The organism is Cryptosporangium aurantiacum, from assembly GCF_900143005.1.
Lineage (GTDB): Bacteria > Actinomycetota > Actinomycetes > Mycobacteriales > Cryptosporangiaceae > Cryptosporangium > Cryptosporangium aurantiacum.
Window position 1 is genome coordinate 733910 of record NZ_FRCS01000001.1, and the last position, 18786, is coordinate 752695.

Consider the following 18786-nt stretch of genomic DNA (forward strand, 5'->3'; position numbering starts at 1 on the left):
CCCCGTACGAAGAGCCGGAGGAGTTGACGATGCGCGCGTGTACCGCCCGCCGGGTCGTCCGCGTGGCGGGCGTCGTCCTGGCGCTCGGTGGGCTGGTCGGCACGACCGCCTGCTCGGGTGACGACCCGGAGGAGCCGTCCACGCCGGAGACCGAGGCGGTCGCCCCGACGTTGCCGTCCTCCGCGGAGGCGTCCGCGACACCGTCCGCCTCGCCCTCGGCCGTGCCCACCAGCCTCCCACCGGCGGCCGAGGCAGGCGGCGTCTGCGCGTCGGTGACGTTCGCCGAGGTCCGGGACGCGCTGGGCATCACGTTCCAGGTCGCGGCGGCGAGCGGGAAGTCCGGCTCGGTGCGCACCTGCGTGCTGGCGCGGCTGGATGAGCCGCTGCCCGACCTGACGTTCGTCGCGACGCCGCTGGACGGTGACGTCAGCGAGGACGACTACGAGAAGGACTTCGTGCCCGACAACGCCGACGAGCAGAACGGGCTCGGCCGAGCGGCGTACAAGCAGGTCGTGGCCGCCACCGCGCAGGCGGGACCGGTGGTGCGCATCGGGTGGCTCGGTGAGGAGACCGTCTACACGCTCACGCTCACCACGGAGAAGGCCACCGGAACGCCGGGCGCGCAGGCGTATCTGCCGAAGCTCGTCGCGCTCGCGCCGAAACTGATCCCGAGCTAAGCCCCGCTGACCCGGCGCCGCCACGAGCGGCGGTGCGGATCGGCCTTCGTGAACGGGCCGCTCGCGGGGCGCATGTGCCTGCCGGGTCGGGGTATGTCCGCGCCGTCGAGACCTACGGGTTTCCAGCGGAGGGGGCAGCGTCGCTATGCAGAACGACCCGGTGCAGGACGTCGCCGACAGCGGCCGAGCGGCCCGCGGCGACCTCGCGGAGCAGGACCTGGAAGTGGACCCGGACAACCACGCGGACGTCGCGGAGGAGTTCGCCGAGGAAGCGGGAATCGACCCGACCCCGCATCAGGTCGAGGAGTACGTCGCGCTCCAAGGCGTCCACCCGACCCCGTAACGCAGCCGTTTGACGCAAAAGCGCCTGCGGCGAGCCGCAGGCGCTTTGCTACGGGCCGTCCGCTCAAGAGGCGGAGACGAAGACCAGGTTCGCCAGCGACCGCGGGATCTTGACCGTGGTGTCGCCGTGCGTCAGCGTCACCTCGCGCTCCGACCGGTCCACCAGCACCGACACTCCCGGCTCCACACCGGCCGAGTGCAGGTCGTGGATCAGGCTCGTGTCGCCCTGCAATTGCTCCGAGATGCGCTGGATGACGACCTCGTCGCCAGTGGGCGTCGCAGCGAGCGTCACCTGGCTGGTCGGCTTGGCGTCCGGCTCCTTGATGTCGGTGTCGAGTTCGGCGAGCCCCGGGATCCGGTTGCCGTACGGCGACACCCGCGGCCGACCGAGCAACTGGTACACCTTGCGCTCGACCTCGGCGCTCATGACGTGTTCCCAGCGGCAGGCCTCGGCGTGCGCCGCCTCGTACTCCAGCCCGATGACGTTCACGAGCAGGAGCTCGGCGAGCCGGTGCTTCCGCATGACGGACACGGCGCGATGCCTGCCCAGGTCGGTCAGTTCGAGGTGCCGGTCGCCCTGGACGGTCAGCAATCCGTCGCGTTCCATCCGCGCGACCGTTTGGCTCACCGTCGGCCCGCTCTGGTGCAGTCGTTCGGCGATGCGCGCGCGCAGCGGAGTGATCCCTTCTTCCTCGAGCTCGAGGATGGTGCGCAGGTACATCTCCGTGGTGTCGATCAGGTCACTCACGTCGCCGCCTCGCTTCTTTCACCGCTGCCTCGGTGATCCGTCCGGGACCACTCGCTCCCGCCGACGCCGTCCGGCCGACCGGAAGTACCAAAGATTCTCGCCGGTTACGCACCGGCCGATGGCACGGGCTCTCCTGGGGGCAAGCATACCCCCCATCCGCCATTTTCTGGAACCGTTCAAGATTTGCGTGATAACCCCCACGACCTGCTCCGATCTCGCCTCGGCGGGGGTCGGGTCCGCGCCACGTCCACCTCAGCGGTCACCAGATGAACAGCGGGTTACGCGGCGTCCTGTGGACAGCCCGTACACGCGGCCGCTTCGCGTGATGAGATGGATGAGTGACGACTGAGCGGTCCCGGCCGGCGACGGAGCAGACGCCGGATGTCGAGATCACCGCGGAGACCCAGGCTGCTCCGGTCACCGTGGTCTGGGATCCGGCGGTTGCCGCCTACAACTTCGGTGACCATCCGCTCGACCCGGTCCGGGTGGAGCTGACGATCGCGCTCGCCCGCGATCTCGGCGTCCTCGACCGGCCGAATGTCACGGTCGTGCCCGCAGCGCCTGCCGACCGGCAGACGCTGCGTCTGGTGCACGAGGAGGCGTACCTGCACGCGGTGCAGGCCGCGCCGCACGACCCGTTCTTCCGCGGGTGGGGCCTGAACACCCCGGACAACCCGCTGTTCGAGGGCATGCACGACGCGGCGTCGCTGATCACCGGGATGAGCGTCCGGGCCGCCGAGGCGGTCTGGCGCGGTGAGGCGTTGCACGCGGTCAACGTCGCGGGCGGCCTCCACCACGCGATGCCCGACCGGGCCAGCGGCTTCTGCGTCTACAACGACCCGGCGGTCGCGATCGCACGGCTGCTGGAGCTCGGCGCCGAGCGGGTGGCCTACGTCGACATCGACGTGCACCACGGCGACGGCGTCCAGGCGGTGTTCTGGAACGATCCGCGTGTCCTCACCGTCAGCCTGCACGAGTCGCCGGTCTCGCTGTTCCCCGGCACCGGCTTCCCGACCGAGGTGGGTGGGCCGGACGCGCAGGGCACCGCGGTGAACGTCGCGCTCCCGGCGGGCACCGACGACGCCGGCTGGCTGCGGGCGTTCCACGCGGTTGTGCCGTCGGTGGTCCGGGCGTTCCGGCCGCAGGTGCTGGTCAGCCAGTGCGGGTGCGACTCCCACTTCCGCGATCCGCTGGCCAACCTCGCGCTGTCCGTGGAGGGGCAGCGGGCGGCCCAGCTGGCGATGCGCCGCCTCGCTCACGAGCTGACCGGTGGACGCTGGGTGGTGTTCGGGGGTGGCGGCTACGGCCTGGTGGACGTCGTCCCGCGGACCTGGTCGCACCTGCTGGCCACCGCGACCGGCGAGCCGGTGAATACCTCGCACGCGATCCCGAACAGCTGGCGCGGGTTCGCCGCGTCGAAGCGCCCGGCGGCGCGCGTGCCCACCGTGATGGGCGACGGCGCGGACGTGTCGTACCGGCCCTGGGAGCCGGGGGATCGGGTCGACCCGATCGATCGGGCGGTTCTGGCCACCCGCCGGTCGGTGTTCCCGCTGCACGGCCTCGACCCCGACGACCCTCGCGACTGACATGCCCGACGACCCCGGCACCCCGCCGTCTGCCGCCGACGAGCCGGTCACGGATCCCGACGCGGGAGTCCCCGGCGCGGCGAGGCCGGAAGACACGCCCGCCGGCCCCGCGGCCGCAGCGCCCGCCGGCCCCCCGACCGCAGCGCCCGGCGGCCCCCCGACCGCAGCGCCCGCCGGCCCCGCGGCCGCAGCGCCCGCCGGCCCAGCGGCTAACGGCGCCACCGGCCCAGCGGCTAACGGCGCCGCCGGCCCAGCGGCTAACGGCGCCGACGGGACCGGGGCCGCGGCGGTCGAGCCGGTTGCGGAGGCACCGCTCGCCAAGCCCTACCCCGAACACCGCCAAGCCGACGTCGTCCTCTCCGACGGTGGCACCGTCCACCTGCGGCCGATCCGCCCCGACGACGCGGACGCGATCGTCGCGCTGCACTCGCGCTTCTCCGACCGCACCCGCTACCTGCGGTACTTCTCCCCGTATCCGCGGATCCCCGCGCGCGACCTGAAGCGCTTCACCGAGGTCGACCACGCCGGCCGCGAGGCACTGGTCGCGGTGCTCGGCTCCGACCTGATCGCGGTCGGCCGCTACGAACAGCTCTCCGACCCCGACACCGCCGAGGTGGCGTTTGTCGTCGAGGACGCCCACCAGGGCCGCGGCATCGCGTCGGTGATGCTCGAGCACCTCGCCGAAGCCGCCCGCGAGGAAGGCATCACCCGGTTCGTCGCCGAGATCCTGCCGCAGAACGGCGCGATGATCCGGGTGTTCACCGACGCCGGCTACGACGTCGATCGCAGCTTCGAGGACGGCGTCGTCCATCTGACGTTCGACACCCGGGAGACGCCGCAGATCCTCGAGGTGCTGCACGACCGCGAACGCCGCACCGAGGCGCGGTCGATCCGGCGCCTGATGAACCCGTCCGCGGTCGCGGTGGTCGGTGTCGGCCGCGACCCCGGCGGGATGGGCCGCGCGGTCTTCGAGAACCTCCGCAACGGGAAGTTCACCGGCCCGATCCACCCGGTCAACCCGAACGCGACCGAGGTCGACGGCGTCCCGGTGTACCCGTCCGTGCGGGAGATCCCCGGCCAGGTCGACCTGGCGGTCATCGCGGTACCGGCCGAGCGGGTGTCGGCGGTCGTCGAGGACTGCGCGGCCAAACAGGTCGCCGGGCTGGTGATCCTGACCAGCGGGTTCGCCGAGATCGGCGAGGACGGCGCCCGCGCCCAGGCCGAGCTGGTCGAGATGGCCCGCATCAACGGTATGCGCGTCGTGGGTCCGAACTGTTTCGGGCTGGCGAACACCGACCCGGCGGTCTCGCTCAACGCCACGCTCGCGCCGCGGGTCGCCGGGCGGGGGCGGGTCGGCTTCTTCACCCAGTCCGGTGCGCTCGGGATCGCGCTGCTCGCCGAGGTCGACCGCCGTGGCCTGGGGCTCTCGACGTTCGCGTCGGCGGGCAACCGCGCCGACGTCTCCGGCAACGACCTGCTGCAGTACTGGCGCGACGACCCCGAGACCGACGTCGTCATGATGTACCTGGAGACCTTCGGCAACCCCCGCAAGTTCACCCGGGTCGCCCGCAGCCTGGCGCGGCGCAAGCCGGTCGTCGTCCTCAAGAGCCGGGGCGTGACGCCGGGTCTCACCGGGGGCCCCGGCGAGCACGGGCTGCAGGCGCTGTACCGCGCGTCCGGCGTCATCCGGGCGGAGGCGCTGGGCGAGATGTTCAACATCGGCCAGCTACTCGCCTACCAGCCGCTGCCGACCGGCCGCCGGACCGCCGTGATCGGCAACTCCGCCGTCCTGGTCGCGCTCGCGGCCGACGCCTGCGAGGCCAACCGCCTGGAGGTACCGCTCGAAGGGCGGATCGACGTCGGCCCGAACGTCACCCCGGACGAGCTGCGCACCGCGCTGCGGTCCGCGGTCGAGGCCCCCGACATCGACGCGGTGCTCGTCGTCTTCGTTCCCGCGCTGGCGGTACCCGAGTCGGCCTACGCCGACGTGCTCCGCGAGGTGGGTGCCGACGCGCGCGTCCCGGTGATCGCCTCGTTCCTGGCCGCGAACGGCATGCCCGAACGCCTGCGCCGGCTCGTCCCCGCAATTAACGACGATGTGGACGCCACGGAGCGCGCCACCACCGGCGACCCGGATCACACCGTCCTCCTGCCCAGCCAGCAGTTCGTGGTCGCGCGCGGTTCGGTGCCGTCCTACGCCACCCCGGAGGCCGCCGCCCGCACGCTCGGCAAGGTGGCCACGTACGCCGAGTGGCTGCGTGCCCCGGCCGGTCAGCTGCCGTACCTGCTGAACTCCGACGTCGGTCGCGCACGCACGTTCGTCGGCCGCACGATGGACAAGCACCCGGACGGGATCGACCTGGAGGACGGCGAGGCCGAGGAACTGCTCGCCGCGTACGGCATCACGGTCTGGCCGAGCCGGCGCGTGGTCGGGGCGGAGGCGGTGGTGGCCGCCGCGGCCGAGCTCGGGTACCCGGTCGCGGTGAAGGCCGCCGACGAGACGCTGCGGCACCGCGCGGACCTCGGCACGGTCCGGCTCGACGTCGACTCGCCGCGCGACGCCCGCGCGGCGTACCACGGCATCGCGGCGGCGTCCGGAAACCCGAACCCGACCGTCCTGGTGCAGCGGATGGCGCGCGGCGGCGTGGTGTGCGTCGCCGAGGTCGTGCAGGACACCGCGTTCGGGCCGATCGTCGGGTTCGGGCTGGGCGGCATCGCGACCGAGCTGATCGGTGACCGAGCCTGGCGCGCCGCTCCGCTCACCGACCGGGACGCCCACGACCTGCTGCGTGAGCCGCTGGCGTCGCCGATGCTCTTCGGCTACCGGGGAGCGCGGCCGGTCGACGCGGCCGCCTGCGAGGACCTGCTGCTCCGGGTCGGTGCGCTCGCCGACGAGTTGCCCGCGCTGTCGGCGTTGACGCTCAACCCGGTGCTGGCGTCGCCGGAGGGTGTCACGGTGCTGCACGCCACGGTGCGGATCGAGCGCCCCACCCGGCGCCTCGACGAGGGTGCGCGCAGGCTGCGCTAGCTAGCGCGCCGACCCCGTGCGGTGGTGCGGTGGGGGACGGACAGGGCCACGAGGGCCAGGGCCACGACGAGCAGGACCGGCAGCACACCGAGCGAGAGCCGCAACCCCACGAGCTCGGTGAGCGCCCCGATCCCCGGCGGTCCCACCAGAAACCCCACGTACCCGCAGGTCGTGACCGCCGCGATCGAGGCTCCCGGGTGCGCGCTGCCGCTGCCCGCCGTCGACACCAGCGCCGGGAACGTGCACGAGAGCCCCAGCCCCAGCACCGCGAAGCCGGCCACCGTACCGATCGGGTTGCCGCTCAGCAGCCCACCGCCGAGCCCGAGCGCCGCCAGCGCGCAGAGCCACTGCAGGGTCCGGCGCGACCCGAACCGGGTCAGCACCCGGTCGCCGAGCAGGCGCCCGATCGTCATCGTCCCGCTGAACGCGACGAACCCGAGGCTCGCGGCGCCGACGTCCACCGCGAGGTTCTCCCGCAGGTAGACGCCGCTCCAGTCGGCGACAGCGCCCTCACTGCTCAGGACGATGAACCCCACCGCGCCGAACACCAGCAACCGCCCACTCGGCCGGGCGAACAGCGGCGGGGCCTTCGCGTCCGCCTGCGCGTCCTCGTCGACCGAGTCCGGGACGAACCAGCGGCTCATCGGGAGCCACCCGGCCAGTAGCACCGCCGCGACGAGCCCCAGGTGCAGCGACACCGGCATCGAAAACGCCGCGCCCAGACTGCCGAGCGCGGCGCCGACCAGCGCGCCCAAGCTGAGCATCGCGTGGAAGCCGGAGAGCACCGAGCGGCCGTACCGGCGCTCGACGGTCACCGCCTGGACGTTCATCGTGACGTCGCAGGCAGCGACCGCGAGCCCCCAGACGAACAGCACCACGAACAGCGTGACGCCGTTCGACGCCAGCCCCGGCAGCACCGCCAGGACGCAGGTCGCGACGAACGCGGCGCGGATCGCCCGCGGGCTCCCGAAACGGACCGCGGCCGCCCCACCCAGCGGCAGCGAGACCATCGACCCGATCGCGACGCCGAGCAGCGCGAACCCGAGCACACCCGCGGACAACCGGAGATCGGCCTTGATTTCGGGGATCCACGGCACCCAGGCGCCGTACAGGGCGCCGTTCGCACCGAACGTGTAGAGCGTGGCGATGCGAGCTCGCCGCGCCGCCCGGTCGGGTCGGGCTACCCCGGTCGGCGCGAGCGCCGCTGCCGTCGTGTCGACCGGGTGCACGCCCCGACGGTACCCAGCTCCCCGCGCGGTGACGCGAAACCGGGGTCTAACGGCGGCTTACAGCCCGGTTTCGCATCACTCCCGGAGTGCGCCGGCGCGGACTTGCCCCTGCGGTGGCCACCGTCCGGCGGCGGTGCGCCGGCACGCGTAAAGAAATAAGGCCGGGCCCGAAGGCCCGGCCTCAACCCTCGCGGGGTCAGCTCACGTACGCGCGGAGCGGCTCGGCGCGCAGCGGGTCGCGCAGCTTCGCCATCGTGCCCTTCTCGATCTGCCGGATCCGCTCGCGGGAGAGACCGAAGTCGCGGCCGATCTCGTCCAGCGTGCGCTGGCGACCGTCGTCCAGGCCGAAGCGCAGCCGGATGACCTCGCGCTCGCGGTCCGACAGCGTCGCCAGCACCTTGTTGACCTCGGCCTTGAGCAGCGCGTAGGAGACGTTGTCCGCGGGGCTCATCGGGTCGGTGTCGGCGATGAAGTCACCGAGCTGGCTCTCGCCGTCGTCGCCGACGGTCTGGTCCAGGCTGACCGGCTCGCGGTCGTAACCGAGCAGCTCGACGACGCGGAACGGCTCGATCCCGAGTTCGGTGGCGAGCTCGGCGGGCGACGGCTCGCGGCCCAGCGAGATCGACAGGTCGCGCCGGGCACGCACCAGGCGGTTGATCTGCTCGACCAGGTGGACGGGGAGGCGGATCGTGCGTGACTGGTCGGCCATCGCCCGGGTGATCGCCTGCCGGATCCACCAGGTGGCGTACGTGGAGAACTTGAAGCCCTTGGTGTAGTCGAACTTCTCGACCGCACGGATCAGGCCCAGGTTGCCCTCCTGGATCAGGTCGAGCAGCGACATGCCCCGGCCGGTGTACCGCTTGGCCACGCTGACGACCAGGCGCAGGTTCGCCTCGAGCAGGTGGTTCTTCGCGGCGACGCCGTCGCGGGCCACCTCGGCCAGGTCGGTGCGGTCGTCGTCGCTCAGGGGGCGAGCCGCGTCCTCCAGCGCCTGGCCGGCGAACAGCCCGGCCTCGATGCGCTTGGCGAGGTCGACCTCTTCGACGGCGGTCAGCAGCTTGGTCTTGCCGATACCGTTCAGGTAGGCCCGGACCAGGTCCGCGGAGACGCCGCGCCCGGCAGCGTCCTCACGGGATCCGCGACCGCGCCGCGGGGTCTCGGGCTCGTCTTCGGTCCCGTCGATGCGGGACTGGGAGACGGCGTCGTCATCACCAGTCGCAGTGTCACCGCTGCGGCGGACGTCGGCGCTGTCGGCGTCGACATCCCCGGGCACGAGGTACACGTCGAACGCTTCCTCGATCATGAGCGGAACGGACACCCGGCTCGCCTCCTCGTGGCGCGGGGGAGCTGGACTCTCCCGCGTACTGTGCGTCGTGGAAACCAGGCTCGCGTTCGCGCCGTGAAGCCAGGGTGAGGTCGATGTGAGATCCGTGTGAGGTGGACGCCGTCGCAGGCCAGAGCAACGGCGGTGACCTGGCACTACACCGGTGAACGGCGTCGGGGTGCCGGGGCGCGCGATTACTGTCGGCTACCCGACAGCTGTTTCGGGAACTCTGCACGCGTTTGCGGACACTGGGGTGAGTTAGCGATGTGGCGCGTCCCTCGTTCGGACGATTCCGCGTTCGCTTTCTACGTTCCGTAGACTGGAGGGGCGTCCGTCGCGGCGGAAGGAGACCCCCATGGCCCGGTTGGGCGAGCTGGAGCGTGCGGTGATGGAGGTCCTCTGGTCCGCCGACGCTCCACGGACGGCCCGCGAGGTGGCCGATTCACTGGCCAATCGCGAACTTGCGAAGACCACGGTGCTGACCGTGCTGTCCCGACTCGAGTCCAAAGGCCGCGTGGAGCGCTGCCGCGACCGATGGGCTCACACGTACACCCCCACTGCCACGCGCGAGGACTACATCGCCGAGCTGATGGACGAGGCGCTCGGCGATGCTGCTGATCGCACTGCCGCGCTCGTCCGGTTCGCCGGCCGCGTGAGCCCGGAGGAGGCGGCAGCCCTCTCCGGCGCGCTCGACCAGGCCCTGCGCCGGGCGGGCAAGGCCTCGGCTTAGTCCGTACCAGCGGGAGACGGGAGTGACCATGCAGCGGAGCACGGCCACCGGTCGAGTACCGGCCTAGGACGCGACGTGCTGACCACGATCGTGGGTCTGGGCATCGTCGCCGTCCTGTTGATCGGCCCGGTGGCGGCCGCGCTGGCCCGCGCGCAGTGGGTGCAGCGGGAGCCCAGGGCTGTCCTGGTGCTCTGGCAGGCGCTCGGCCTCGCGTCGGGGCTGGCGGCCGGTGGAGCGGTGCTGGCGGCTGCGCTCGCACCGCTGGCCGGTTCGCTGCCGAGCGCGCTGGCCGCGTACTGGCGTGCGGCGGCCGCGGGCGACCTGAGCGGCGGACTCGACGTTTTCCACCTGTTCCTGCTCGGTGCGGCGATCGGCCTGTTCGGCTGGCTGCTGACGATGACCGCGGTGTCCTCGTGGCGCGCCACGCGGTGCCGTGCGCGCCAGCGCGAGCTCGTCGACCTGGTGAGTACCCCGTGGCCCAACCGAGTCAGCCCGGCGCGGGCGACCGGTGCGGGTGCCCGGCTGATCGACCACCCGGCTGCCGCCGCCTACTGCCTGCCGGGGCCGAGCTCGCGCGTCGTCATCACGACCGGTGCATTGTCACTGCTCGATCCCGACGAGTTGGACGCCGTCCTCGCGCACGAGCACGCGCACCTGGCCGAACGGCACGACCTCCTCCTGCTGCCGTTCGCGGCCTGGTCGGAGGCGATGTTCGGGCTCGCGGGCACGCAGCGCACCCGCCGGGCGGTGGCGCAACTCGTCGAGATGCTCGCGGATGACCGGGCCTGCCTGGGCCGCGACCGGGCCGTACTGGCCACCGCGCTCGCCCGGGTGGGTGTCGCCGGGGCCGGTGGGGTCGCGCCGTCCGGGGCGCTCGGCTCGACCGACCTCGCGGTGCTGCCGCGCGTCCAGCGCCTGCTGGAGCCGCCGGCGCCGTCCTGGTGGCTGCGGACGCTGTCCTACGCGGCCGCTGCGGTGACCGTCACCGCGCCGCTCTGGGCGTTCGCGTTGCCGCTAGCGGTGGCTTGAGCGCCGTTCGCTGCGGCGCCGGCGCTCAGCAGGCGGTCAGCGTGATTTCGGTGGTGGCGTGCTGCGGTTTCCCGGTCGGCGGCGTCAGCGTCGCGGTGATCGTCCAGACCGTGTTGCACCGCTGAGCGGCCGCCAGGTCCACCGGGAGGTTCTGGCCGCTGCCCAGCTCGACGTACTGGGTCTCCTGCTGGAGCGTGTACGTCCCGGACCAGGTCAGCGTCGCGTTCAGCAGCGCGGCGTCGAAGCCTTCGGGAACGGCGACCGAGAGCGTCACGCTCGCCAGACGGGCGTCGTAGTCGTAGAGCGCCACCGAGCCGCCGTGTGCCGGGCTGATGACGGTCAGCGTGCCGAACGTCCGGAACGGGTCCGTCGACGGCTTCGGCGTGGTTGAGCCGGAGATCGGCCGGATCGACGTCCGGGCGGAGGCGGAGGGTGACGTCCGGGCGGTCGGCTCCTCGTCGTCCGCGGCCGGAGTGGTGCTTCGCGGGCTGGGCGAGGGCGCCACGCTGGTCGCCGCGGCGGCGGCCGGCGACTCGGCCGGGACGGCCGGAGGTTTCCGGTCGGTGGCCAGGCTCTCGGCGGTGGCCTCGGGCCTGCCGTGGGTGGCGAGTGCGGCGATACCGACGGCACCGAGGACCAACACGGTCACGGCGATCGTGGCGGTGGTGGCGAACGGGCGGTAGCGCACGGGGCCCTTCGCGTCGGCGGGCGTCGGCCGCTTCGCGGGACCTCCCGGCGCGGTCGACGTCGACGGCTTCGACGGCCCTGTCGAGTCAGAGGGGGTGGCGTTCGCGGTGGGGAGCACCTGGGTGGGGTCGTCGTCCACCGGACGATCCATCGTGGCGGTCGCCGGCCCGGAGAAGGCGGCCGCGCCGGAGGCGGCCGCTGCGCCCGCGGCGGCTCCGGAACGCGGATCCGCCGCGTCGGATGCACCTCGCGGCTCGCGCGCGTCGGATGCACCTCGCGGCCCGCGCGCGTCGGATGCACCTCGCGGCTCGCGCGCGTCGGATGCACCTCGCGGCCCGCGCTCCGCCGACGACCGGGCACCCGGGGCCGTGCGCGACGCGGACGCCGGGGCTTCGCGATAGGTGTCGCGCGCGGCCGACCCGCGGGATGCCGGGGCTTCGGAGTGCGGTGGTGCGGCGGCGTACGGTGCCTGCCCGCCCCCACCGGCCGGACGGGCCGTGTGCCGGGGCGGTGGCGTGCTGAACGGAGGACGGCGCGGCGTGACGAGTTCCGCGGTCGCCCCGTCGATCACCGCGTGCGACCCGGTCACCGCCCGCACCCGATCGGTACCGGCGGCGAGACCGGCCCGCAGCGCCAGCTCCATCCGGTCGAGCAGCCGGTCGTTCATCCCGGCGGGCACCGCGGTCAACGGCAGCAGCGCCGCGAGCGCCGCCAACGGCCACCGCTCGTAGGTCGTCGAGCACTTCGGGCACGGTGGCACCTTGCCCCGGCCCGCCACGTGCGCGTGGACCTTCTTGCGCGCCGCGTGGTCGGGCTCCTTGGCCGCGTACCGGAGCGTGTCGCGCAGGTCCGGGCAGTCGTCCAGGGACCGGGCGGCGATGACGTCCGCGACGACGTGCTCGCGGATCTCGCCCAGGCGCTTCTCGATCGCCGAGGGCTTGCCGGGCTCCACGGCCACCGCGATCGACTCGGTGGTCAGCTCGGCGGCGGCTGCGAGCGCGAACAGGATCCGGTCCGGGCCGGTCAGGTCACCGGCAGCCCGCCAGGCCACCAGCCGGAGGTCCTTCGGGTCCGGCGCGGCCGGTGGCTGTTCGCCCTTCCGGCGGAGCCAACGCTTGCGGAGGATTTCGTGCTCGACCTCGATGCAGGCGTCGTAGATCAGTCGGATCATCGCCGCACGTAACGTGCGCGCACCGGCCAGACGCGTCCGGACCGCGACCTCGAAGACGCGCGCGGTCGCCTCCTCCGCCGCGTCCGGGTCACGGAGCGCGTTGAGGCAGGTCGAATACGTCCAGCCGTGACACTCCTCGAACAGATCGGCCAGCGCTTCCTCATTTCCGCGCTGGACCGCTGCAACAAGCGCCACGTCGTCCATGATTCGGCACGGTAAACGTTACGGCGGCGCAAAAGAAGTCAGGGGTCCCACCAGTGACCGAATCGGTGACCCAGGCCTTAACTGGGCTTCGTTCGGGTCTTAACGACCCTTAAGGTATGCCCCCAATCGGCCTACGCGCGGCTCAGACCTCGAGCAGGATCGTCTGCGGGCCGACGTTCACCGACGAGACGAGCATGTGCGTCCGGAAGCGCCCGGTCTCCACCGTCGCGCCGCGCTCCCGCAGCGCCGCGACGACCGCGTCCACCATCGGCTCGGCCTGCTCGGCCGGCGCCGCCGCCAGCCACGAGGGCCGCCGTCCCTTGCGGGTGTCGGCGTAGAGCGTGAACTGGCTGACGACCAGCAGCGGAGCCCCGACGTCCGACGCGGACCGCTCGCCGTCGAGGATCCGCAGCTCGTACACCTTGCGGGCCAGCAGCGCGGCCTCCGCGGCGGTGTCCGTCCTGGCCACCCCGACCAGCACCAGCAGCCCGGACTTGATCGCGCCGACCACCTCGCCGTCGACCGTGACCGACGCCTCCGACACGGTCTGAACGACCGCCTTCACCGCGACCCCGCCGCGCCCGCGGCCCCGGCTCCGCCGGCGGCCCCGGCTCCGCCGGCGACCCCGGCTCCGCCCGCAAAGCCCGCGCCCGCGACCCCGTCCGCCGGCAGCAGCAGGCCGCGTTCCACCAATCGCCCGACGAGCGGGATCGCCACCGTCGCCAGCGCGACCGGCTCCGCCTCGTACGCCGCGGCCAGCACCGACAGCTGATCTCCGAGCGTCACGCTCCCGTCACATCCACTCACGAGCGCGACCGTCACCGGATCCACTTCCTGCGCCCAGCGCCACCCCGACTCCAGTGCCAGCACCTGCTGATCCACCTCCCAGCCGTCGGCGCCCCGGGACGCGGTCTGCCGCAGCCGCAACGACGGCGCCGCCACGAACCGCGACGCGAGCAGGTCCGCCCCGCGGACGAACGCGACCCGCGAGAACCACGCCGCGACCTCCGGTCCGATGACCGTGTCGTGCTCCTGCATCGCCTCCTCGACCCGGACGACCGGCTGGTCCGATCCGGCCGCGTGGACGCTGATCAGGCCGAAGCCCACCGCGTCCACCCGGTTCTCGGTGAACCAGTCCAGCCACTCCGCGGTGCGGCGCTCGGCGTCCGAACCGCTCAGCTCCCCGGCGTCGCGGAGCCAGAGCGCCACGTACCCGGCCGGGTCCAGCGCTTCCCGCTGCACCGCGTGGGCATCCAGGCCGGTCGCCTCGAGCCAGCCACCGACCCGTTCTTCCCACGGCTCGCCCTCGATGTGCAGCCAGTTCGCCAGCAACTGCCCGTACCCGCCCGGCGCGAGCAGACCGGGCAGCGCCCCCACCAGCTCCGAGCAGATCCCGTCCCCGACCCGCCCGGAGTCGCGGTAGACCATGCGCTCCCGGGACGCGCGCGCCGGCCCGACGACGAACGGCGGGTTGCTGACGACCAGGTCGAACCGCCGCCCGGCGACCGGCGCCACGAAGTCCCCGCGCACCGCCTCCCAGGTGAATCCGTTCAGTGCGGCGTTGGTCACCGCGAACCGAATCGCACGCTCGGAGAGATCCGTCACAGTCACCGCGTCGACGTGCCGGGAGAGGTGCAGCGCCTGGACGCCGCACCCGGTGCCGAGATCGAGGGCCGAGCCGACCGTCGGGCGAACCGTCGACTGCGCCAGCGTCACCGATGCGCCACCGACCCCGAGCACGTGATCGCCGCGAACCGGACCGGGCCGGACGTCCGAACCCAGGTCGGACAACACCCACCAGTCGCCGTCGTCGTCGCCGTAGGGGGAGAGGTCGAGCGCTGCGCGCACGCCGTCTCCAACCTTTTCGACCAGTCCGGTAGAGATAGCCCCGGCCAGCCCGAACGCGCCGAAGGCCGCGTCGGCGGCCTTCTCGTCGACCGTGCCACCGGTGGGAAACAGGTCGATCAGCGTGCCGAGCGGGTCGTCCCCGCCGCGGTTGCGGAGCTCGTGCCGCACAGCGAGGAACTCGGCGCGGCCGAGCGCGGCGCTCGCGGTCTCACCGAGGCGGTCCGCGACGCCCTGCGGCGTGAAGTTCGCGTCCCGGAGCGCGGCGCGCAGAGCCCCGATCTGGTCGGGAGAGAGCAACGGATCGGTCACCGGCCCATCCTCTCTCCCAACCGGGCGCTCTTCGCCCCCGGGGGAGCGAAGGGCCCTGGACGTGGCAGTCTGAACGCATGGTGACGCTGCGTCTGAGTCAGGACGTCGATGCCGACGCGTTCCTGGCTGACGACCCGCTCGCGCTGCTCGTCGGCATGCTCCTCGATCAGCAGTTCCCGATGGAGCGGGCGTTCGCGGCGCCCTACACGCTCAGCAGGCGGATGGGCGTGTCGCGGTTGGACCCGGCCGCGATCGCCGCGTTCGACCCGGACGAGTTCGCCGCGCTGTTCGCCACGCCGCCAGCCCTGCACCGGTACCCGCAGGCGATGGCCGGCCGGGTCCAGTCGGTTGCCTCCTACGTGCTGGACGCCTACGACGGCGACACCGCACGGCTGTGGACGGGCGCGACCAGCGGCGCCGACCTCCTGAAGCGGATCAAGGCCCTCCCGGGCTTCGGCGAGCAGAAGGCCCGGATCTTCGTCGCGCTGCTCGGCAAGCAGTTCGCCGTCCGGCCGGACGGCTGGCGCGAGGCCGCCGGTGCCTACGGCGAGGACGGCTCGACCCGCTCGGTCGCGGACGTGACCGGCCCGGAGACGCTGCAGGCCGTCCGTGAGTTCAAGAAGGCCGCCAAGGCGAAGGCCAAGGAGGGTGCACGATGAGCGCTGGCGACGCCGCGGGCTTCGACTCTTCGCTGTGGCCGTTGGCCCAGCTCCGTGTGCGTGCCGGCGCGATCGAGCTGCGCCCGCCGACCGACGACGACCTGCCCGCGCTGGCCGCGCTGGTCCCGGTCGAGGCCGGTCACGACCCGACGCTGCCGATCAGCGGCGTCACCACCCCGCACGAGGTGACCGCCCAGGCCGTGCTGCGGCAGGTCTGGCGGTCACGGGCCGAGCTGGCGCCCGACCGGTGGCGGATCTGCCTCGCGGCCTACGTCGACGGCGTCCTGGTCGGTCAGCAGGACCTGAAGGCGGACGACTTCCCCCGCCGCCGGATCGTCGAGACGTCCTCCTGGCTCGGCACCGAGCACCGGCGTCGCGGGCACGGCAAGGCGATGCGGGCGCTCGCGCTGCACCTCGCGTTCGAGGGGCTCGGCGCGGTCGCGGTCGAGAGCGAGTCCGCGGAGGGCAACGACGCGGCCCTGGGCATCACCCGATCGCTCGGGTACAGCCCCAGCGGCGACACCTACGAGGTGCACGACGGGGTCGTCACGCACATGCTCTGGTCACGGCTGACCCGGGAGCGGTGGGCCCTTCACCGGCAGGGTTACGGCCTCGGGCCGGTCGAGTGCGAAGGCGTGGAGGGATGCCGGCAGCTGCTCGGACTGCCCCCCACCGAGCTGGCGCCGACGAGCAACGGCAACCGGGCCGCGAACGGCGTCGCCCACCGCGGCGCACCGACGGGACAGCCCGCACCGGCCTGAACCCCGACCCGCATGGCGGAGCACTGTGCGCAGTGCAACGATGGGTTGATGCGGTACCCGGCCCGAGGGTGACCAGCCCTCGGGAGACTGGGCGCCCCCGAGCGAAGCGGGTGGAGCGCGTGCAGACACGGCGATCGCGGGTCGAGGTGATCACCGGGGCCGACCGGAGTCCCGCCGATCAGCTCCGCCGCCGTCAGTGGCAGTACTTCGGGCTGATGATGCTGCGGGTCGTCTGCCTGATCGTCGCCGCGATCCTGGTCAGCCTGGAAGTCCCGTACGCGCTGGCCTGGGTGCTGTTCCTGACCGTCGGCATGGTGGCGTTCCCGTGGATCGCGGTGATGGTCGCGAACGACCGCCCGCCTCGGGAGGAGAACCGCTTCACCAATCGCCTGCGGCGGTCGTCGGCCGGGGCCCGTGCCGTGGCCACCCACGAACAGGGGGACGACGTCCGCCGGCCGGAGCGGCCCGAACTCGACGCCCGCGAGTTACCGCCGTCCTCCGCCAAGGTCATCGACCCCGACGACTGAACAACGACCGGTTAGGGCCGGGCACCGGGGAGGCCGACGGCGAGCGTGCCTGCCCGGGCCCCCGCGGCAAGCGCCCCGGCCGGACCGGCGCCGGTGAGCCAGGCGGCCAGCAGTCCGGCGGCGAACGCGTCTCCGGCACCGGTGGTGTCCACAACGCGCCGGGCGGGCTCCGCGGCGACCCAGGCGGCTCCGCTCGCTCCGCGCCACCACGCACCGCCCGCGCCGTCCTTCACGACCGCGGTGTCCACCGCCTCGGCGAGCCGGGCGGCGGCCACCGACGGGTCGGACAGCCCGGTGAGCACCGCCGCCTCGGCGGCGTTGGCCAGCAGCAGATCGACACGTGCGATCCAGCGGAGGAACCGCTCCGGCCCGGCTGCCTCCAGCGGTGCGGCGGACGCCGCGTCCACCGAGATCGTGAGGCGACGTTCCTTGGCGACGTCCAGCGCGGCCAGCCCGGCCTTCCGGGAACCGGCGTCCAGCAGCGCGTAACCGGACAGGTGCAGGTGCCGGATGTCGTCCCGCCCGACCACGGCCGCGACGTCCGCCGCGTCGAGCCGGTCGGCCGCCGCCCGGTCGGGGAACATCGTCCGCTCGCCGTCGCCGTCCACCAGCACGGCGATCGACGCGGTCGGCAGCTCCGGGTCGATCGCGACCGCGGACTCCACGCCGGCCGCCACCAGCTCGGCGATCCGGTCCCGCCCGGGGGCGTCGTCACCGACGCGCGCGACCAGCGTCACCGGGACACCGGCCGTGGCGAGCCAGGCCGCGGTGTTCGCGGCGGCGCCGCCACCGCTGTACCGGATCTGCGCCGGCCGATCCGACCCGACCGCGGGTGGCCCGTCGGTGCGGATCACGATGTCGGTGGCCAGGTCACCGACGACGGCGACCCGGCCCGCTCGGCGCTGCGGCGCGGTGGTCACGGCCGTCAGCCGCCGGTTCGAGCCGGGGTCACGCGAGCGCCGTCCGGGTTCCGGCGAACGCCACCGCGATTCGGCCGGCCAGCTCGGCGTTGCGCAGGATGATCCGGGTGTTGACGGTCAGGCTCTCGCCCTCGGTCGCGGCGTGGAAGTGCGCCAGCAGGTACGGGGTCACGTCCTTGCCGGTCACGCCCTCCCGCTCCAGCCCGGCCAGCCCCTCGGCGAGCACCCGGTCGTGCAGCGCCGGATCCAGCTGCTCGGATACCGGCAGCGGGTTCGCGACCACGACCGCGCCGGACCCCAGTTTCAGCTCCCGGGTGGCCCGGAGCGTCTCGGCGATCTCGCTCACCTCGTCGGCCCGCCACCCGACCGGGTAACCGGAGTCGGAGAGGTAGAAGCCCGGGAACTGGTCGGTGCGGTAGCCCAGCACGGTCACGCCGGAGGACTCCAGCCGCTCCAGCGTCGCCGGAACGTCGAGGATCGACTTCACGCCGGCGCAGACCACCGCGATCGGCGTCCGGGCCAGCGTGCCGAGGTCGGCGGACTCGTCGAACGTCGTCGCGGCGTCGCGGTGCACACCGCCCAGGCCGCCGGTCGCGAACACCGGGATGCCGACCGCCGCGGCCACCGCCGCGGTGCTCGCGACGGTGGTCGCTCCGTCGCCCCGCTTGGCCGCGAGCACCGGCAGGTCGCGGACGCTGGCCTTGGCGACGCCGTCGGTGAGCGCCAGGTGGCGCAGCTGCTCGGCGTCGAGGCCGACGACGATCTCCCCGCCGAGGACGCCGACCGTGGCCGGTACCGCACCGGTCGCGCGGACCGTGCGCTCGATCTCCGCACCCACCTCGAGGTTCCGCGGGCGGGGAAGCCCGTGGGACAGGATCGTGCTCTCCAGCGCGACCACCGGAGTGCCGGTGCCCAACGCCTCCGCCACCTCGGCGCCGAGCCGGATTCGATAGCGCCCGAGCGGGGGTTCGATCTCCACGCGAACACCGTACTTCCTGGTGATACGG

General features: G+C 73.2%; 17 protein-coding genes. 9 read left to right on the forward strand and 8 right to left on the reverse strand.

What is annotated here, in order from left to right; all coding sequences use genetic code 11:
* Positions 1-29 precede the first annotated feature (29 nt).
* Positions 30-677 (forward strand): hypothetical protein, encoded by a 648-nt coding sequence (locus tag BUB75_RS44795; RefSeq protein ID WP_178379751.1) that lies wholly within the window; start codon positions 30-32, stop codon positions 675-677.
* A 145-nt stretch (positions 678-822) separates the two neighbouring features.
* The gene (locus BUB75_RS44800; RefSeq protein ID WP_073251187.1) at positions 823-1020 is read left to right on the forward strand and encodes a hypothetical protein; all 198 of its coding nucleotides are present in this window, start codon (positions 823-825) and stop codon (positions 1018-1020) included.
* Between the two features lie 63 nt (positions 1021-1083).
* On the opposite strand, the gene BUB75_RS03150 is transcribed toward BUB75_RS44800, so the two are convergent.
* Entirely contained in the window at positions 1084-1740 is a 657-nt protein-coding gene (locus BUB75_RS03150; RefSeq protein ID WP_245806223.1) for an iron-dependent transcriptional repressor DtxR, read from the reverse strand.
* A gap of 416 nt (positions 1741-2156) precedes the next feature.
* On the opposite strand from BUB75_RS03150, the gene BUB75_RS03155 reads away from it, so the two are divergent.
* Entirely contained in the window at positions 2157-3353 is a 1197-nt protein-coding gene (locus tag BUB75_RS03155; RefSeq protein WP_143175057.1) for an acetoin utilization protein AcuC, read from the forward strand.
* A 1-nt stretch (position 3354) separates the two neighbouring features.
* Positions 3355-6381, forward strand: a complete 3027-nt coding sequence (locus BUB75_RS03160) for a bifunctional acetate--CoA ligase family protein/GNAT family N-acetyltransferase (RefSeq protein ID WP_084740165.1) — start codon at positions 3355-3357, stop codon at positions 6379-6381.
* Here BUB75_RS03160 and BUB75_RS03165 read toward each other — a convergent pair.
* Positions 6378-7610 (reverse strand): MFS transporter, encoded by a 1233-nt coding sequence (locus BUB75_RS03165; RefSeq protein WP_073251192.1) that lies wholly within the window; start codon positions 7608-7610, stop codon positions 6378-6380. The two genes, BUB75_RS03160 and BUB75_RS03165, sit on opposite strands and share 4 nt — an antisense overlap.
* Positions 7611-7806: 196 nt before the next feature.
* Positions 7807-8928: an RNA polymerase sigma factor SigB gene (gene sigB, locus BUB75_RS03170; RefSeq protein WP_342761108.1), complete on the reverse strand. Its 1122-nt coding sequence runs from the start codon at positions 8926-8928 to the stop codon at positions 7807-7809.
* A gap of 361 nt (positions 8929-9289) precedes the next feature.
* Here sigB and BUB75_RS03175 point away from each other — a divergent pair, with 361 nt between their 5' ends.
* Positions 9290-9664 (forward strand): BlaI/MecI/CopY family transcriptional regulator, encoded by a 375-nt coding sequence (locus tag BUB75_RS03175; protein ID WP_073251194.1) that lies wholly within the window; start codon positions 9290-9292, stop codon positions 9662-9664.
* Positions 9665-9739: 75 nt separating this feature from the next.
* Complete coding sequence (locus BUB75_RS03180; protein ID WP_084740166.1) at positions 9740-10693, forward strand: M56 family metallopeptidase; 954 nt, start codon at positions 9740-9742, stop codon at positions 10691-10693.
* Between the two features lie 25 nt (positions 10694-10718).
* On the opposite strand, the gene BUB75_RS03185 is transcribed toward BUB75_RS03180, so the two are convergent.
* From BUB75_RS03185 to BUB75_RS03195, 3 genes are all read right to left on the reverse strand, one after another.
* The gene (locus tag BUB75_RS03185; protein ID WP_073251196.1) at positions 10719-12755 is read right to left on the reverse strand and encodes an RNA polymerase sigma factor; all 2037 of its coding nucleotides are present in this window, start codon (positions 12753-12755) and stop codon (positions 10719-10721) included.
* Between the two features lie 142 nt (positions 12756-12897).
* Complete coding sequence (gene dtd / locus BUB75_RS03190) at positions 12898-13320, reverse strand: D-aminoacyl-tRNA deacylase (RefSeq protein ID WP_073251198.1); 423 nt, start codon at positions 13318-13320, stop codon at positions 12898-12900.
* Positions 13317-14912, reverse strand: a complete 1596-nt coding sequence (locus BUB75_RS03195; protein WP_073251200.1) for a DUF7782 domain-containing protein — start codon at positions 14910-14912, stop codon at positions 13317-13319. The genes dtd and BUB75_RS03195 overlap by 4 nt, the downstream gene beginning before the upstream one ends.
* A 77-nt stretch (positions 14913-14989) precedes the next feature.
* Here BUB75_RS03195 and BUB75_RS03200 point away from each other — a divergent pair, with 77 nt between their 5' ends.
* From BUB75_RS03200 to BUB75_RS46050, 3 genes are all read left to right on the forward strand, one after another.
* A complete protein-coding gene (locus BUB75_RS03200) occupies positions 14990-15571 on the forward strand; it encodes an HhH-GPD-type base excision DNA repair protein (protein ID WP_073251202.1) in 582 nt (193 codons plus the stop codon).
* Positions 15568-16332, forward strand: coding sequence for a GNAT family N-acetyltransferase (locus BUB75_RS03205; protein WP_073251204.1), 765 nt, complete (start codon positions 15568-15570; stop codon positions 16330-16332). Before BUB75_RS03200 ends, BUB75_RS03205 begins: the two co-directional genes overlap by 4 nt.
* 119 nt (positions 16333-16451) lie before the next feature.
* Positions 16452-16859, forward strand: a complete 408-nt coding sequence (locus tag BUB75_RS46050; protein ID WP_178379752.1) for a DUF3099 domain-containing protein — start codon at positions 16452-16454, stop codon at positions 16857-16859.
* Positions 16860-16870: 11 nt separating this feature from the next.
* On the opposite strand, the gene BUB75_RS03215 is transcribed toward BUB75_RS46050, so the two are convergent.
* Positions 16871-17779 (reverse strand): carbohydrate kinase family protein, encoded by a 909-nt coding sequence (locus BUB75_RS03215; protein ID WP_073251208.1) that lies wholly within the window; start codon positions 17777-17779, stop codon positions 16871-16873.
* A 28-nt stretch (positions 17780-17807) separates the two neighbouring features.
* Positions 17808-18782, reverse strand: coding sequence for a pseudouridine-5'-phosphate glycosidase (locus BUB75_RS03220; RefSeq protein ID WP_425430861.1), 975 nt, complete (start codon positions 18780-18782; stop codon positions 17808-17810).
* Positions 18783-18786 lie beyond the last annotated feature (4 nt).

Excerpts from the sequence above, each read along its gene's own strand:
- BUB75_RS44795 (WP_178379751.1), top strand. The coding sequence starts at position 30 with ATGCGCGCGTGTACCGCCCGCCGGGTCGTCCGCGTGGCGGGCGTCGTC.
- BUB75_RS44800 (WP_073251187.1), top strand. The coding sequence starts at position 823 with ATGCAGAACGACCCGGTGCAGGACGTCGCCGACAGCGGCCGAGCGGCC.
- BUB75_RS03150 (WP_245806223.1), bottom strand. The coding sequence starts at position 1,740 with ATGTACCTGCGCACCATCCTCGAGCTCGAGGAAGAAGGGATCACTCCG.
- BUB75_RS03160 (WP_084740165.1), top strand. The coding sequence starts at position 3,355 with ATGCCCGACGACCCCGGCACCCCGCCGTCTGCCGCCGACGAGCCGGTC.
- BUB75_RS03175 (WP_073251194.1), top strand. The coding sequence starts at position 9,290 with ATGGCCCGGTTGGGCGAGCTGGAGCGTGCGGTGATGGAGGTCCTCTGG.
- BUB75_RS03185 (WP_073251196.1), bottom strand. The coding sequence starts at position 12,755 with ATGGACGACGTGGCGCTTGTTGCAGCGGTCCAGCGCGGAAATGAGGAA.
- BUB75_RS03200 (WP_073251202.1), top strand. The coding sequence starts at position 14,990 with ATGGTGACGCTGCGTCTGAGTCAGGACGTCGATGCCGACGCGTTCCTG.
- BUB75_RS03205 (WP_073251204.1), top strand. The coding sequence starts at position 15,568 with ATGAGCGCTGGCGACGCCGCGGGCTTCGACTCTTCGCTGTGGCCGTTG.